15 protein-coding genes and 2 riboswitches are annotated in these 14,275 nt (G+C 69.0%); of the genes, 10 read left to right on the top strand and 5 right to left on the bottom strand.

Annotation, left to right across the window (positions count from 1 at the left end):
- Nucleotides 1–14: 14 nt before the first annotated feature.
- The 3 genes from AC067M_RS20795 to AC067M_RS20785 all read left to right on the top strand — a co-directional run bounded on the left by AC067M_RS20795 (nt 15) and on the right by AC067M_RS20785 (nt 1,931).
- Nucleotides 15–449: a hypothetical protein gene (locus tag AC067M_RS20795; RefSeq protein ID WP_478698477.1), complete on the top strand. Its 435-nt coding sequence runs from the start codon at nt 15–17 to the stop codon at nt 447–449.
- Nucleotides 450–612: 163 nt separating this feature from the next.
- Nucleotides 613–1,644: a M4 family metallopeptidase gene (locus AC067M_RS20790; protein WP_478698476.1), complete on the top strand. Its 1,032-nt coding sequence runs from the start codon at nt 613–615 to the stop codon at nt 1,642–1,644.
- A gap of 11 nt (nt 1,645–1,655) precedes the next feature.
- Entirely contained in the window at nt 1,656–1,931 is a 276-nt protein-coding gene (locus tag AC067M_RS20785) for a protealysin inhibitor emfourin (protein WP_478698475.1), read from the top strand.
- A 164-nt stretch (nt 1,932–2,095) separates the two neighbouring features.
- Here the strand turns inward: AC067M_RS20785 and AC067M_RS20780 are convergent, their stop codons facing one another.
- Complete coding sequence (locus AC067M_RS20780) at nt 2,096–2,476, bottom strand: LamG domain-containing protein (protein ID WP_478698581.1); 381 nt, start codon at nt 2,474–2,476, stop codon at nt 2,096–2,098.
- A gap of 307 nt (nt 2,477–2,783) precedes the next feature.
- Between AC067M_RS20780 and AC067M_RS20775 the strand changes: the two genes are divergently transcribed.
- The 4 genes from AC067M_RS20775 to AC067M_RS20760 all read left to right on the top strand — a co-directional run bounded on the left by AC067M_RS20775 (nt 2,784) and on the right by AC067M_RS20760 (nt 6,675).
- Complete coding sequence (locus tag AC067M_RS20775; RefSeq protein WP_478698474.1) at nt 2,784–3,203, top strand: acyltransferase family protein; 420 nt, start codon at nt 2,784–2,786, stop codon at nt 3,201–3,203.
- On the top strand, nt 3,200–5,854 hold the full coding sequence (locus tag AC067M_RS20770; protein WP_478698473.1) for a polymorphic toxin-type HINT domain-containing protein: 2,655 nt from the start codon (nt 3,200–3,202) through the stop codon (nt 5,852–5,854). Before AC067M_RS20775 ends, AC067M_RS20770 begins: the two co-directional genes overlap by 4 nt.
- Before the next feature lie 2 nt (nt 5,855–5,856).
- Complete coding sequence (locus AC067M_RS20765) at nt 5,857–6,135, top strand: DUF6959 family protein (protein WP_478698472.1); 279 nt, start codon at nt 5,857–5,859, stop codon at nt 6,133–6,135.
- A 396-nt stretch (nt 6,136–6,531) separates the two neighbouring features.
- Nucleotides 6,532–6,675, top strand: a complete 144-nt coding sequence (locus tag AC067M_RS20760; RefSeq protein WP_478698471.1) for a hypothetical protein — start codon at nt 6,532–6,534, stop codon at nt 6,673–6,675.
- A gap of 17 nt (nt 6,676–6,692) precedes the next feature.
- On the opposite strand, the gene AC067M_RS20755 is transcribed toward AC067M_RS20760, so the two are convergent.
- From AC067M_RS20755 to gcvT, 4 genes are all read right to left on the bottom strand, one after another.
- On the bottom strand, nt 6,693–8,060 hold the full coding sequence (locus tag AC067M_RS20755; RefSeq protein ID WP_478698470.1) for an L-serine ammonia-lyase: 1,368 nt from the start codon (nt 8,058–8,060) through the stop codon (nt 6,693–6,695).
- Between the two features lie 65 nt (nt 8,061–8,125).
- Nucleotides 8,126–9,388 (bottom strand): serine hydroxymethyltransferase, encoded by a 1,263-nt coding sequence (glyA, locus tag AC067M_RS20750; protein ID WP_478698469.1) that lies wholly within the window; start codon nt 9,386–9,388, stop codon nt 8,126–8,128.
- 15 nt (nt 9,389–9,403) lie between these two features.
- Nucleotides 9,404–9,781: a glycine cleavage system protein GcvH gene (gene gcvH / locus AC067M_RS20745; RefSeq protein ID WP_478698468.1), complete on the bottom strand. Its 378-nt coding sequence runs from the start codon at nt 9,779–9,781 to the stop codon at nt 9,404–9,406.
- A gap of 118 nt (nt 9,782–9,899) precedes the next feature.
- Complete coding sequence (gene gcvT / locus AC067M_RS20740; protein ID WP_478698467.1) at nt 9,900–11,018, bottom strand: glycine cleavage system aminomethyltransferase GcvT; 1,119 nt, start codon at nt 11,016–11,018, stop codon at nt 9,900–9,902.
- A 39-nt stretch (nt 11,019–11,057) separates the two neighbouring features.
- Nucleotides 11,058–11,164: riboswitch (glycine riboswitch) on the bottom strand.
- A riboswitch (glycine riboswitch) is annotated at nt 11,165–11,265 on the bottom strand.
- Between the two features lie 174 nt (nt 11,266–11,439).
- On the opposite strand from gcvT, the gene AC067M_RS20735 reads away from it, so the two are divergent.
- The 3 genes from AC067M_RS20735 to AC067M_RS20725 all read left to right on the top strand — a co-directional run bounded on the left by AC067M_RS20735 (nt 11,440) and on the right by AC067M_RS20725 (nt 14,010).
- Nucleotides 11,440–12,108, top strand: coding sequence for an AAA family ATPase (locus AC067M_RS20735; protein WP_478698580.1), 669 nt, complete (start codon nt 11,440–11,442; stop codon nt 12,106–12,108).
- Nucleotides 12,109–12,221: 113 nt separating this feature from the next.
- The gene (locus AC067M_RS20730) at nt 12,222–13,016 is read left to right on the top strand and encodes an enhanced serine sensitivity protein SseB (protein WP_478698466.1); all 795 of its coding nucleotides are present in this window, start codon (nt 12,222–12,224) and stop codon (nt 13,014–13,016) included.
- Between the two features lie 196 nt (nt 13,017–13,212).
- Complete coding sequence (locus AC067M_RS20725) at nt 13,213–14,010, top strand: enhanced serine sensitivity protein SseB C-terminal domain-containing protein (RefSeq protein ID WP_478698465.1); 798 nt, start codon at nt 13,213–13,215, stop codon at nt 14,008–14,010.
- Nucleotides 14,011–14,275 lie beyond the last annotated feature (265 nt).

The raw sequence follows: 14,275 nt of genomic DNA, 5'->3' as shown, positions 1-14,275 counted from the left end.
GCACGGAGGCCGGAATGGACACAGCAGACCTGGCCGGAACCTACACCTACCGAAGCTTCCTCAACCGTCCCGAGCCGGTGGACGACTTCAACCGGCTGCGGTTCGCCCAGCTGGAGCTGAGGTTGTCGGTGGAGTCCGGCGGGGCGATCAGCGGGGCGCTGGTCTTCTCCGACGCACCCGACGACTTCCTCGCGATGGACATCACCGGGAAGGTCACGAACGGGTCCCTCGTGCACTTCACCCTGACCGGCAAAGGACAGCCGGACACGTCCATCTCGGACTTCCACTACGAGTACGACGGCATCATCCTCCCGCACTGGCCGGCGGGGGTGAACCAACGGCAGACCCTGGCCGGCACCGTGCTGCGCGCGGCGGACCACGGCAGCGGTCCCGACCTGGCCCCGGCCGGCCAGACGGCCGGCTTCCTCGCGGTCAAGCGGGACGGCTGATCCCGCACGCGCGGGCGCCGTGGCGCAACTCCGCCCACTGGCGCAGAATAAGAAGCACGGGACTTGTTCGGCCCGCGTGAGCACGCGGGCCCCCACTCCGAGTCCCCGGCGCAGGGGACTCGTGACTCTCCTCGAAACAGCCCTCTACCAAGGAGGGACACCCATGCGCCCCGTCTGCGGCATCCTCCCGCCGTACATCCTCGAAAAGCTGTCCGAGGCGGACCATCCCGACGTCCGCCAGGCCGCCCAGGACACGCTCGCCGTCGGCGCCGACTTCCGGCAGAACCGGATCAACACGCCGAGCCTGGCGGCACCCGCCGCGCCCACGGAGTTCGTCCTGACGCGGACGCTCTACGACACCAACCACAGTATGGCGTTGCCCGGCAACCAGATCCGGGCAGAAGGCGACCCGCCCACCCTGGACGGCACTGTCAACCGCGCCTATGACAGCCTCGGTCTCACCTTCACGTTCTTCCGGAACGTCTACGGGCGTCACTCCATCGACGACGCCAACCTGCCCCTGGACGCGACGGTCCACTATCGTCGCCGGTTCAACAACGCCCTCTGGGACAGCAGCCAAATGATTTTCGGAGATGGTGACGGTCTCGTTTTCAACGACTTCACCCTCTCCCACGACATCATCGCCCACGAACTCTCGCACGGGGTCACGCAGTACACCGCCGGCCTCGTCTACCAGAACGAGTCCGGCGCTCTCAACGAGTCGGTCTCGGATGTCTTCGGCTCGCTCGTGAAGCAGTACGACCGGCACCAGACCGCCGATCAGGCCGACTGGCTGATCGGGGCGGGCCTGTTCACCCCGGCGGTGCGCGGCCAGGCCCTGCGGTCCATGAGGGACCCGGGTTCGGCGTTCGACGACCCGAAGATGGACGGCAAGGACCCACAGCCGAAGCACATGACCCACTACGTCCACACCAGCCTCGACAACGGCGGTGTGCACTACAACTCGGGCATCCCCAACCATGCCTTCTACCTGGCCGCGATCGCCATCGGCGGCTTCGCCTGGGAGAAGGCGGGACGCATCTGGTACGAGACGATGACCTCCGGGCAGCTCTCCCAGAACTGCACCTTCAAGGAATTCGCGGAGGCCACGACGAACACCGCGAAGCGGCTCTACAACTCGGCGAGCGAGCTGGCCGCGGTGGAAAACGCGTGGCGGGCCGTCGGCGTCCTGTGAGCCCCCCCACCATGCGCATCCGGCTGATCAGGAGCGGGGGCCTGCTCGGCATGCCCCGCCGGGCCGACGTGGACACCTCCGGCCGGCCCGACGGGGCGGTGCTGGAACGGCTCGCGCATCAGGCCCTCGCCGAGCCGGACAACCGGCCCCCGGCCGGGACGGGCGTGCCCGACGCCTACCACTACACGCTGACCGTGGACGACCAGCCCCCGGTCGAGTTCACCGACCCGGGACTGACCGAGCCCCAGCTCCAGCTGGTCGAGCGGGTCCTCGGCGAGGGCTTCTGAGCCGAGCAGCCCATCACCTCGCTGGTCGGGACTCGGGACCAACTGGCTCAGCATTCACGTCCCGGCAGGCCCCGGATTCGGGGCCTGCGAAGCCGGCTGAGGCGTTCTGGCTGCCTTCGTTTCTAGTGCTTCCGAGCTTTCAGTGCTTCCGAGCTTTCCGGAGGTCAGCCGAGCTGGGTGAGGGCCGGGCTGCCGCCGATCGCGGTCGCGTCCGCCGGGGGGAGGGCCGTCGAGTACAGGCGGACGTCGCTGAGGCGGCCGTCGGCGTATTCGCCGTACGTGCCCTGGAAGAGGCGGCGGCCGAACTGGACAGGGCCGGCGGCGTTCCAGTCGGTTCCGGTGTAGGCCTTGGTGGCGGACAGGCGGCCGTTGACGTACAGGAGCAGCCGTCCGGCTCCTGCGTCGTGGACACCGACGAGGTGGGCCCACTTGCCCGCCGCGGGCTTGGCGCCGTAGGCCGCGGTGAAGGCCGGGAGTTCAACGTGTTGACCGCTCCGACGCCAAACGGCGCGTTCTGGTCGATCGGGGTGGAAGCCGAACTGTATCTCCTCTTCCCCTCTTCTGCTTTGTGCGGCGGCGGTGGAGCGCAGTGGTCCTGGTCGTGTGCGTGGCTCTTCCGGTGATCGCTCGTGGACTGATGGCGGTTGACGCGTCTCCTGTGGAGGGTGACAACAGGCTGGCTCCGCATCTCGCTCCCGTGTTCGTGGCCGGGATGGTGGGTGCGGGAGTCGTCGTTGCGTCGGACAGAGTGCAGCGCTGCCTTGGGGATGGTTCGCCGTTCTAGCCGCAGTGCCTGTTCTGGCTCTCGGCGTCGTCCAGCGGTCTGTCTGGACGGTGCGTCACTACTTCTGGGTGGATCTCGCCGTCGCTCCCGCCATGACGATGCTGATTGCCGCGGTTGCCACCGGCCGTCCCGCCGTTCTGGTGCGTCTCCTGACCGCGCGGCCCATTCGAGGGCTCGGTGGTTTCTCCTACAGCCTCTACCTGATCCATCTGCCGATCGTCGTGGCGGTGATTCGCCGAGTGGCCCCGCATTTCGTGTCGTCCGGTCTGCCCACCTTCGGGTTCACGCTGATCGTCGCGCTGCCGGTTTCGGTGTCCAGTGCGTGGCTTTTTGCCCGGATCTTCGAGATTCCCTTCAAGGGGAACAGATCCTGGAAGTCCATGATCGCGCTGGGCCGTTCCCACCGGGCCGGGAGGGGAGCACTCAGGAGTACAAGTCGAGCGTCGTCTCCTACGACCGGCTGTACCGGCCACTGCGCACCCAGGTGACGATCCCCTCCTCCGAAGGCGCGCTTGCCGGCACCTACGTGTCGACGACCAGCTACAACGCCTCGGGCACGGTGCAGGGCGTCGGTTACCCCAAGGCTGGTGACCTGGCCGCCAACACCGTGGCCTACACCTACGAGGACGGCACGCTGCGGCCCATCGGGCTCAGCGGCCCGCAGAACCTGATCGGGAGCTCCTCCTACAGCCTCACCGGCAAGCCGCTGCAGTACTCCATGGCCGCCAACAGCGGCAAGGCAGTGCTCGAGACCAACACCTACCAGTGGGGTACCCAGCGGCTGGCCACCTCACGGGTGGACCGCCAGGACATCAGCGGCGTCGACCAGTTCAACACCTACTCCTATGACGAGGCGGGCAACGTCCTGTCCGTCTCCGACACCTCCCGCGCCGGTACCGACAACCAGTGCTTCAGCTACGACTACCTCGGCCGGCTGACCGAGGCCTGGGCCCAGTCGACCACCGGCTGTGCCACCACACCCAGCACCGCCGTGCCGGGCGGCCCGGCCCCCTACTGGTCCTCCTACACCTACGACAAGGTCGGCAACCGGACCAGTGAGACCCGGCACGCCACCACGACCGGCGCCTCGGACACCAAGCGGAGCTACCACCATCCGAATCCGGGCGCGGTCCGGCCGCACACGGTGGGCTCGGTGGACACCACCACCGGCACGGTCAAGTCCACCGACAGCTTCGGCTATGACGTCGCGGGTTACACCCACACCCGGCTGCTGGGCGACGGCACCTCCCAGACCCTGGACTGGGACGCTGAGGGCCATCTGGCCAAGGTCACTCAGCCGGTGGAGGGCGGCAGCGACAACGTCACGGAGTACCTGTATGACGCGGACGGCAACCGCCTGATCGGCCGCACCCCGACCGAGACCACGCTCTACCTGGGGGCCACGGAGATCACGCTGGCCAAGGGCGCGAGCGCGGCCAAGGGCACCCGTTACTTCGACCTCGGCGGCGGCCACCAGGCCGTCCAGGCCAATGACGGAACCATCTCCTTCACCCTGGCCGACCACCACGGCACTGCCCAGCTGTCTGTCAACGCCACGAGCCAGGCGCTGACCCAGCGCCGCACCCTGCCCTTCGGCGGGCTGCGCGGCACCCAGCCGAAGACCTGGGGCGGCACCAAGGGCTTCGTCGGCGGCACCACCGACACAGCTACGGGCCTGACCCACCTCGGTGCGCGCGAGTACGACCCGGCGACGGGCCGCTTCCTGTCTGTCGACCCGGTCTTCACGGCCGGCGACCCGCAGCAGATGCACGGCTACACCTACGCCAAAAACAACCCCACCACTTACAGCGACCCCTCCGGGCTGTGCGCAGGCCCCGACTGCCCAACCCGCAACTGCCCCTCCTGCCTCAACCACACCCCAGGCGACAAAGCCGGCGCCGAGGCGGCGATGCACGACTACGCTGGCTCGGGCAGCACTCCCACCAACACACCCGGCCAAGTCCACCGGCGCTCCCAGGCTGCGAAGAAGCACTGGGTGTCAGTCAATACCCCGGTTACGAAGGACATCGACAAGCTGGCCGACCAGTACTGGTCCCCCCGGATGAACGGGGAGTTCACGGACGACTTCTGGTACAACCCGGTCTACGAGTCGTCCACGGAGGGCTCCGCCTGCTTCGGGCGCGAGGGATGCCGTCAGGCCTACCTGTACGTGCTGCACGGCGGCAAGGACGTCGACAAGGCCAAGGAGATCGCGGCCACCTACTGCGTCTACAACGCCGAGGAGTGCAACGAGAAGGCGGCGGCCGTCGCTCGCGGCAATGTCATCCGTGACGTCGTCGCGACCGCTCTGCTGGCATACCTCGGCGGGGCCAGTAGCAGCGAATTGAAAACCTGCAACAGCTTCGTCCCCGGTACCGAAGTCCTCATGGCCGACGGCACCACCAAGCCCATCGAAGATGTGAGGACCGGCGACAAGGTTCTCGCCACGGACCCCAAGACCGGCCGCACCACGGTCAAGACGGTCACCGCCGAGATCACCGGCAAGGGCCTGAAGAACCTGGTCAGGATCACCCTGTCCATCGAGGTCGACGGCAAGAAGACGACCACGTCGATCACCGCGACTGACGGACACCCGTTCTGGGTCCCGGAACTCGGCGCATGGGTCGACGCCACGGACCTGGCCGTCGGCGAACAGCTCAGCACCTCCACGGGGACCGATGTACGGATCACCGCGGTCCAGCGGTGGACCCAGCAGGCCACGGTGCACAACCTCACCATCGCCGACCTGCACACGTACTATGTGCTGGCGGACTCGACCCCGGTTCTCGTGCACAATTCGACTCCCTGCGGTCCCTCCGTCGGAGCGGGCGCGGACCTGGCGAATCTGACGGGATCGGAAAGGGCTCGAATCCAGAACGCCGCGAACCGTATCGGTAAGCCGATATCGGTTGTCGGCAGCCGGACACTGGGTTCGAAATCGGCGTCGAACCCGGATGGAGTGCACGCCTTGTCCGACTGGGACTACGTGATCACGGGTATCAACAGTCGCACCAAGCACTCCGTGTCCAGCTCGCTGCCGAAGGCCGACATTACGGTGGGCGTCGGGCGCCAGCAGGACATCTTCACCGGTCCGCTGGACATTACGAGGCCCTACATCACTTTCTATCCGCAGGGGTAACAATGACCGAACAGGAAACCTCGGCCACGGTCCTGGCTGTTTCGGGAAACTACGCGGTGGTCCGTCTGGCGGGCCGCCGGTATCCGGCCCTGGCCGTGCAGGGAGACTCGCTGAAGGTCCTCCAGGAGGTTGTCGAGGAGCTGGCTGAAAACCTGAGTTCGGGAGATCTGGAAGAGGCAGGTTGCTCACTCGCGGAAATCCAGTCGACGGTCTCGGCGATGCTGTCGACGTATGAGTCGGCTCTGGGTGAGACGGGATTGGACCTTCCCTACGTTCGCTAAAGCGAGAACCGCCTGACGCGGATGCCTTGTCAGAGATCATCTGGCGAGGCATCCGGGCTATCTGCGCCAGAGGGCGCAACGTGCAGTACGGCGACGGTCTGCGGAACCGGCAGCAGAGCGGTACTGCACGAGGTTGTTCGCTACGCCATGCAGGCCCACGCAACAGTGAACGATGCGCGTGAGGGGCTCCTGCGATCGCGACGAAGGGAAACGGAGTGCCGAGGATCGTCAGTCCATTCTGCTGCCCCCCCGGCGCCCGCGGTCTGCGCGGTGGTCATGACGTATCTGGCCGACGGCATGGCCGTGCTGCAGGAGGAGAGATCCTGAGGCTGCTTCTGGGGTTCGTCGCGGGCGAGGTGGACGGCGACTCGGTCGCGGACACTCTCCAGGCGCTGCGTGGAGACCGTCCGCGACGGGCTCTGGCTCGTCTACCGGGCGTTTCTCGGCGCCCAGACGCCTGAGGCCAAGGGGTACGCCGATGATGTCCTGGACGTCGTCGAGTGGGACCCGGTGCCGCTGCGGCACTACCGGACCCGGTGACACGATGTCTGCCCTGCTCAGCACTCGATGATGTTCACCGCCAGCCCGCCCCGCGCCGTCTCCTTGTACTTGACGGACATGTCCGCGCCCGTGTCCTTCATGGTCTTGATGACCTTGTCGAGGGACACCTTGTGGGAGCCGTCGCCGCGCATCGCCATGCGGGCGGCTGTGACCGCCTTCACCGCGGCCATGCCGTTGCGCTCGATGCAGGGGATCTGGACGAGGCCGCCCACGGGGTCGCAGGTGAGGCCGAGGTTGTGCTCCATGCCGATCTCGGCGGCGTTCTCGACCTGTTCCGGGGATCCGCCGAGGACCTCCGCCAGCGCGCCCGCCGCCATCGAGCAGGCCGAGCCGACCTCGCCCTGGCAGCCGACCTCGGCGCCGGAGATGGAGGCGTTCTCCTTGAACAGCATGCCGATGGCACCGGCCGCCAGCAGGAACCGTACGACGCCGTCCTCGTCGGCACCGGGGATGAAGTTGATGTAGTAGTGCAGGACCGCCGGGATGATGCCGGCCGCGCCGTTCGTCGGGGCGGTCACCACCCGGCCGCCGGCCGCGTTCTCCTCGTTCACGGCCATCGCGTAGAGCGTGATCCACTCCATGGAGTGCGCCAACGGATCACCCTCCGCGCGGAGTTGACGTGCCGTCATGGCCGCCCGGCGGCGTACCCGCAGCCCGCCCGGCAGGATGCCCTCGCGGGACATGCCGCGCGAGACGCACTCCCGCATCACCCGCCAGATCTCCAGCAGACCCGCGCGGATCTCCTCCTCGGTGCGCCAGGCACGCTCGTTCTCCAGCATCAGCGAGGAGATCGACAGACCGGTCTCCTTCGTCAGGCGCAGCAGCTCGTCGCCCGTACGGAAGGGGTACTTCAGGACCGTGTCGTCCAGCTTGATGCGGTCCGCGCCGACCGCGTCCTCGTCGACGACGAACCCGCCGCCCACCGAGTAGTAGGTCTTGGACAGCAGCTCGCCGCCCGACGCGTCGTACGCCCACAGCGTCATGCCGTTCGCGTGGTACGGCAGCGCCTTGCGGCGGTGCAGGACCATGTCGTCGTCGAAGGAGAACGGGATCTCGCGTTCGCCGAGGAGGCGAAGGCGCCCGGAGGCCTTGATCTCCTCCACCCGCTCGTCCGCCGTCTCCACGTCCACCGTGCGCGGCGAGTCGCCCTCCAGGCCGAGCAGCACCGCCTTCGGGGTGCCGTGGCCGTGGCCGGTGGCGCCCAGCGAGCCGTACAACTCCGCGCGTGCGGAGGCGACGGAGTCCAGCAGGCCCTCGTTGCGCAGCCGGCGGGCGAACATGCGCGCCGCGCGCATCGGGCCGACCGTGTGGGAGCTGGACGGGCCGATGCCGATCGAGAACAGGTCGAAGACCGAGATGGCCACGGGTGACTCCTCAATACGGGGGTGGTGGGGCACCAGGCACCCTTGCCGAGTGCCCCACCGGGGACTTACTTGTTCAGGCCGGGGTACAGCGGGTGCTTGTCCGCCAGTGCCTTGACCCGGTTCTTCAGGCCCTCCACGTCGTACGACGGCTTGAGTGCCTCCGCGATGACGTCCGCGACCTCGGCGAAGTCCTCCGCCGAGAAGCCGCGCGTCGCCAGGGCGGGCGTACCGATGCGCAGACCCGACGTCACCATCGGCGGACGCGGGTCGTTCGGGACCGCGTTGCGGTTGACGGTGATGCCGACCTCGTGGAGACGGTCCTCGGCCTGCTGCCCGTCCAGCTCGGACTCACGCAGGTCGACCAGGATCAGGTGCACGTCCGTGCCGCCGGAGAGCACGTTGACCCCGGCCTCCCGGGCGTCGGCGGACGTCAGCCGCTCGGCGAGGATCCGCGCGCCCTCGACCGTACGACGCTGCCGCTCCTTGAAGTCCTCCGAGGCGGCGACCTTGAAGGAGACCGCCTTCGCCGCGATCACGTGCTCCAGGGGACCGCCCTGGAAGCCCGGGAAGACGGACGAGTTCAGCTTCTTCGCGAAGTCCTTCTTCGCCAGGATGATGCCGCCGCGCGGGCCGCCCAGCGTCTTGTGGGTCGTGGAGGTCACCACGTCCGCGTACTCGACCGGGTTCGGGTGCAGCCCCGCCGCGACCAGACCGGCGAAGTGCGCCATGTCGACCCACAGGTACGCCTCGACCTCGTCGGCGATCCGGCGGAACTCCGCGAAGTCCAGCTGCCGCGGATACGCCGACCAGCCCGCGATGATCACCTTCGGGCGGTGCTCCTTGGCGAGCCGCTCGACCTCGGCCATGTCGACCAGGCCGGCGTCGTCCACGTGGTAGGCGACCACGTTGAACTGCTTGCCGGAGAAGTTCAGCCGCATCCCGTGGGTCAGGTGCCCGCCGTGCGCCAGGTCCAGGCCCAGGATCGTGTCGCCGGGCTGGGCCAGCGCGAACAGGGCGGCCTGGTTGGCTGAGGCGCCCGAGTGCGGCTGCACGTTGGCGTACTCGGCGCCGAACAGCTCCTTGACCCGGTCGATCGCGATCTGCTCGGCGACGTCGACGTGCTCACAGCCGCCGTAGTAACGGCGGCCCGGGTACCCCTCGGCGTACTTGTTGGTCAGGACCGAGCCCTGCGCCTCCATGACCGCGAGCGGAGCGAAGTTCTCCGAGGCGATCATCTCGAGCGTGGACTGCTGGCGGTTCAGCTCGGCGTCGACCGCGGCGGCCACGTCCGGGTCGAGCTCGTGCAGGGGCGTGTTCAGAACAGACATGTCGACTACGGCTCCTCAGCCGGCGGAGTGGGCGGCGTACTCGTCGGCGGTGAGCAGGTCGGAGGGCTCCTCCGTGACCCGCACCTTGAACAGCCAGCCCCCCTCGAAGGGGGCCGAGTTCACCAGCGACGGGTCGTTCACCACGTCCTCGTTGATCTCGGTGACCTCGCCGGAGACGGGGGAGTACAGGTCGCTGACCGACTTGGTGGACTCCAGTTCGCCACAGGTCTCGCCCGCGGCGACCGTTGAGCCGACGTCCGGGAGCTGGGCGTAGACGACGTCACCGAGCGCGTTCGCCGCGAACTCCGTGATGCCGACCGTCGAGACGCCGTCCTCGGCGGCCGACAGCCACTCGTGCTCCTTGCTGTAGCGCAGCTGCTGGGGGTTGCTCATGGCCTGAATTCTCCTGTACGCGGGGGAGTGCTGGTGAATGAGTGACTGCTGAAACCGCTGGTGAGCAGCGAAATGTGCGCGGGGTCACGCCCTGGAGGCGCAGCACCTCGACCAGTGTCTACTTCTGGCGCTTGTAGAAGGGCAGTGCCACGACCTCGTACGGCTCGTGAGTGCCCCGGATGTCGACGCCGACGCCCTTCGCGCCCGGTTCCGCGTGCGCCGCGTCGACGTACGCCATGGCGATGGGCCTGCCCAGCGTGGGGGAGGGGGCGCCGGAGGTGACCTCGCCGATCACCTCGCCGCCCGCGACGACGGTGTACCCGGCGCGCGGGACGCGACGGCCCTCGGCGACCAGGCCGACGAGGACGCGCGGCGGGTTCTCCTGAGCCCGGGAGGCCGCCGCGGACAGCGCCTCGCGGCCCACGAAGTCGCCCTCCTTCTCGAACTTCACCACCCGGCCGAGCCCCGCGTCGAAGGGCGTCAGGGAGGTGCTCAGCTCGTGCCCGTACAGCGGCATGCCCGCTTCCAGGCGCAGCGTGTCCCGGCAGGACAGACCGCAGGGCACGAGACCGGCGCCCTCGCCCGCCTTGGTCAGCGCCTGCCACAGCTCCACGGCGTGCTCCGGCTTCACGAACAGCTCGAAGCCGTCCTCGCCGGTGTAGCCGGTGCGCGCGATCAGGGCCGGGACACCGGCGACCGTGCCGGGCAGGCCCGCGTAGTACTTCAGCCCGTCGAGGTCGGCGTCGGTGAGGGACTTCAGAATCCCGGGGGACTGCGGCCCCTGCACGGCGATCAGCGCGTAGGCGTCCCGGTCGTCGCGCACCTCGGCGTCGAAGGAGCCGGACCGCTCGACGAGCGCGTCCAGCACCACCTGGGCGTTGGAGGCGTTGGCGACCACCATGTACGCGGTCTCGGCGAGCCGGTAGACGATCAGGTCGTCGAGGATGCCGCCGTCGGGCCGGCAGATCATGGTGTAGCGGGCCCGGCCGACCTTGACGCTCCCGATGTTGCCCACCAGGGCGTAGTCGAGGAGGTCGGCGGCCTGCGGGCCGGTGACGGTGATCTCGCCCATGTGCGAGAGGTCGAAGAGCCCGGCCTTCGTGCGCACGGCGAGGTGCTCGTCGCGCTCGGAGCCGTAGCGCAGGGGCATGTCCCAGCCGGCGAAGTCGGTCATCGTCGCGCCGAGCGCGCGATGCACGGCATCCAGCGCGGTACGACGGGGTTCGGTACTGCTCATCGGTCGGTCGTCTCCCAAGGCATGACAGGCGAGGAAAGATCCTCCCCATCTGTCATCGGAACCTGAGAGGTTCGCCATGACCGCATGGGGCATGACTTGCACCTTGGGTGGGACCACCGCGAGGGCGGCCCGCTTTTCAGATGTGCCTCGCCCGCGCGGTAACGGTGCCTGAGAGATTCAAGGGAGGGACTTGCTCCTTCGGCGCCCCAGCGACAACTGCTGCTGGGAACTCTCCCGCGCGGATTCAAACGGCCGGTATGCAGTTGGCGGCCTCATCATTGCACGCCCGTACCCCCGCGCGGCAGACCGCATCTGTAACCGGCTTGTGGCAGGAAGCGAACGATATGGCGAGGTACCGCGTATTACCTTCTCTTTACACTCGGCGGGGAGGGTTATTCGTGAGCCACCCCAGGGGAGGACCATCACGGTGAACAGGACCACCGCGTACGCGACCGGCTCGGCCGTCGCGCTGCCCGCACAGCCGACCGCCCCCGCCCGGGGGGCGTGCGGCCCGCAGCCCGTCGTCCGCGATCTGCGCGAGCGCGCGGGTCGCAGCCCCCACGCACTGCTCTTCGGCCCCCGCGACCTGGTCGTGGTCACCGGTCTGCCCGGCAGCGGCAAGTCCACCCTGATGCGGCGCACGGTGAAGGACGCCGGCATCGACTCCCAGGACACCCGCGACCGCTGGGACGCCCGCATGCCCCGCCTGCTGCCCTACGCCGTCTACCGCCCCCTCGTCCGTCTCGCCCATTACGCCGGACTGCGCCGCGCCCTGCGCTCCGGAGCCGGCGTCGTCGTGCACGACTGCGGTACGCAGGCCTGGGTGCGCCGCTGGCTGGCCCGCGAGGCCCGCCGCCGGGGTGGCACCCTGCACCTGCTCCTCCTCGACGTCACCCCGGACACAGCCCTGGCCGGCCAGCGCGAACGCGGCCGGGGCGTCTCCCGGTACGCGTTCCTGCGCCACCGCACGGCCGCCGGCCACCTGCTGCGCTCCGTGGAGCGCGGCGAGCTGCCCCAGGGCTGCGGCTCGGCGGTGCTGGTCGACCGGGCCGCGGCGGACTCCCTGCGCCGCATCGGCTTCACCGGCTGAGCCGGGCCCGCGGACCGAGTCGGGTCACGGGCTGAGCACGGCGGGGAACGTGTCGGCCGGTACCCGATAGCCTTTCCGCCACAGCAGTGGTTCCCGGCAGACGGTTGAGAGAGATGGACTTCCCGGCGGATTTTCCCGCGGACTTCCCGGCACAGGCACACCCCCACTCGCACGGCGGCTGGCCCGGCAACGAACTGGAGGAGGTGCTCTCCGCCTCCCTCGGCGTGCCGGGCGCCGGCGGCCGGATCGTCGAGGTCCTCGGGCGTAGCTTCGTCTGGGTGCCGCTGCCCAACGGCGGCGGCCCGCACAGCGGCCCCCTGGACCTGCCCACCCTGGAGATCGAGGGCCAGGCCTACGTGCCCGTCTTCAGCTCCGAGGAGCAGTTCCGCCAGGTCGTCGGCTCCCACATGTCGTTCACGATCGCACCGGCCGTCGAGTTCGCCCGGGGCCTGCCCCCGCAGGTCGGCATCATGGTCAACCCGGACGGCCTGGTCGGCGTCCCGCTGCCGCCGCCGGCCGTCGCCGAGCTGTGCCGCTCCGGCCGCACCCCACTGGACGGCCCCACGAGCGGCGGCCGCGTCCGCCTCTTCGAGCCCGACTGGCAGGACGACCCGGTCGACTTCCTCGCCGCCGCCTCCACCGAGTTCGCCGCCACCGGCGTCGTCCTCACCGCCCGCCGCTGCCTCGCCACCATCGAAACGGCCGACCCGGTCATGTTCATAGGCGTGGAACTCTCCCACCTCGAAGGCGACCTCCGAGCCCTCCCCCTCGACGCCCTCGGCCGAGCCCTGGGCCAGACCCCGACCCCCTGGCCGGTCAACCTGGTCCTGCTGGACGTGGCCCAGGCCGACCCGGTGGCGGAGTGGATGCGCGAGAAGGTCCGCCCCTTCTACATCCGGGACTACTGAAACACCGCCCGGGACAGCGCCCGAGGGGCGCGGGGCCGTATCGATGTGCGGCTCCGCCGCGTGGGCGCGATCAACCACAGCGGACCCGCACCAAGCACGGAGAACAAGCCCTCCGCGCCCTCAATGGCTCAACCCGGCAGAGCGCCTAAGCTGGTTGCATAAACGAGGCCCACTCAATTCACGAAGGGCGGTAAAGGTGAGCGCGAGCGGCACCGCCGCGACCGGACAGGTCGAGCACATGCTGCGCCAGGTGACGCCCGGGCGCTACGACGCCTACGAGGCACTCCTGCGCGCGCTCGCCACCCCCTCCTCCGGCCAGGTCTGGATGCTGCTGTGGCACGGCCAGGCCGGCTCCCCCGACGCCCAGTACGGGAACATGGAGGTCGACGGCCACGGCTACGCCCCCTGCGTCACCTCCGCCCAGGAACTCTCCGCGAGCGGCTGGAACCGGTCGTACGAGGTGGTCGACGGCCTGGACGTGGCCCGCACGCTCTACCCGGACCACTACGGCCTCTGGCTGAACCCGCACGCCCCGGGCGGCGGCGTCGGCATCCCCTGGCTCGACCTGCGGCGGATCGCGACCGGCCTGGACCGCCAGCCGGCCGGACCCCTGCGGCTGTCCGAACCCGGCATCGAGATCCCGCAGTTCTACGCACTCCTCGCGCAGAACGCCCACCGCACCCCGGCCGTCCGCTCGTTGCGCCGCGCCTGGGTCCAACCGGCGCTCGGAGCGCCGTATCTCGCCATCGGTCTCGACGTGTACGAGACCTCGCCGACCGCCGTCGACTCGGTGCGGGCGATGATGCAGCAGTCGATAGGGGCGGTGCCGGACGGGCTGCCGGTGTCGACGGTCGCCATGACCGACGAGTACGACCCGGTGGTGATGTGGCTGCGCGGCCAGGCGCGCCCCTTCTACGACCGCGAGGCCCACGCGGCCCCCGCGCCGGCCCCGGCGGGCGGGTACGGGTATCCGCCGGCGGCCGGAAGATACTGAGCGTCGGCGGTGCTCCGGCATCGCCGAAACGGGAGCGGAGCTTCATCTTCGCGCGTAGATGAAGCCGGAAAGCCGCGTTGTGGTCCCGTCTGTCCTAATTCATCCCCGTCCGGCCGCCGTTACCTGCTGTCCGGATAACGGAACCCCCCAGACAGCATCACGTTTACGCATCCTTTCACCCTCAAGTCTGGCAACAGATCGCCAAAGCGTTGAAGACTCCCGCACCAGGGGTGGTTCGCCCCTGTGTACGACGGACTGAGTCAAT

This window comes from Streptomyces sp. NPDC043427, from assembly GCF_056436655.1.
Note: the sequence above shows the minus strand (reverse complement) of the source record. Positions and strands in the feature narration are given on the sequence as shown.

Coding starts and splice junctions, on each gene's coding strand:
- AC067M_RS20795 (WP_478698477.1), top strand. CDS start 15: ATGGACACAGCAGACCTGGCCGGAACCTACACCTACCGAAGCTTCCTC.
- AC067M_RS20790 (WP_478698476.1), top strand. CDS start 613: ATGCGCCCCGTCTGCGGCATCCTCCCGCCGTACATCCTCGAAAAGCTG.
- AC067M_RS20785 (WP_478698475.1), top strand. CDS start 1,656: ATGCGCATCCGGCTGATCAGGAGCGGGGGCCTGCTCGGCATGCCCCGC.
- AC067M_RS20765 (WP_478698472.1), top strand. CDS start 5,857: ATGACCGAACAGGAAACCTCGGCCACGGTCCTGGCTGTTTCGGGAAAC.
- glyA (WP_478698469.1), bottom strand. CDS start 9,388: ATGTCTGTTCTGAACACGCCCCTGCACGAGCTCGACCCGGACGTGGCC.
- gcvH (WP_478698468.1), bottom strand. CDS start 9,781: ATGAGCAACCCCCAGCAGCTGCGCTACAGCAAGGAGCACGAGTGGCTG.
- gcvT (WP_478698467.1), bottom strand. CDS start 11,018: ATGAGCAGTACCGAACCCCGTCGTACCGCGCTGGATGCCGTGCATCGC.
- AC067M_RS20730 (WP_478698466.1), top strand. CDS start 12,222: ATGGACTTCCCGGCGGATTTTCCCGCGGACTTCCCGGCACAGGCACAC.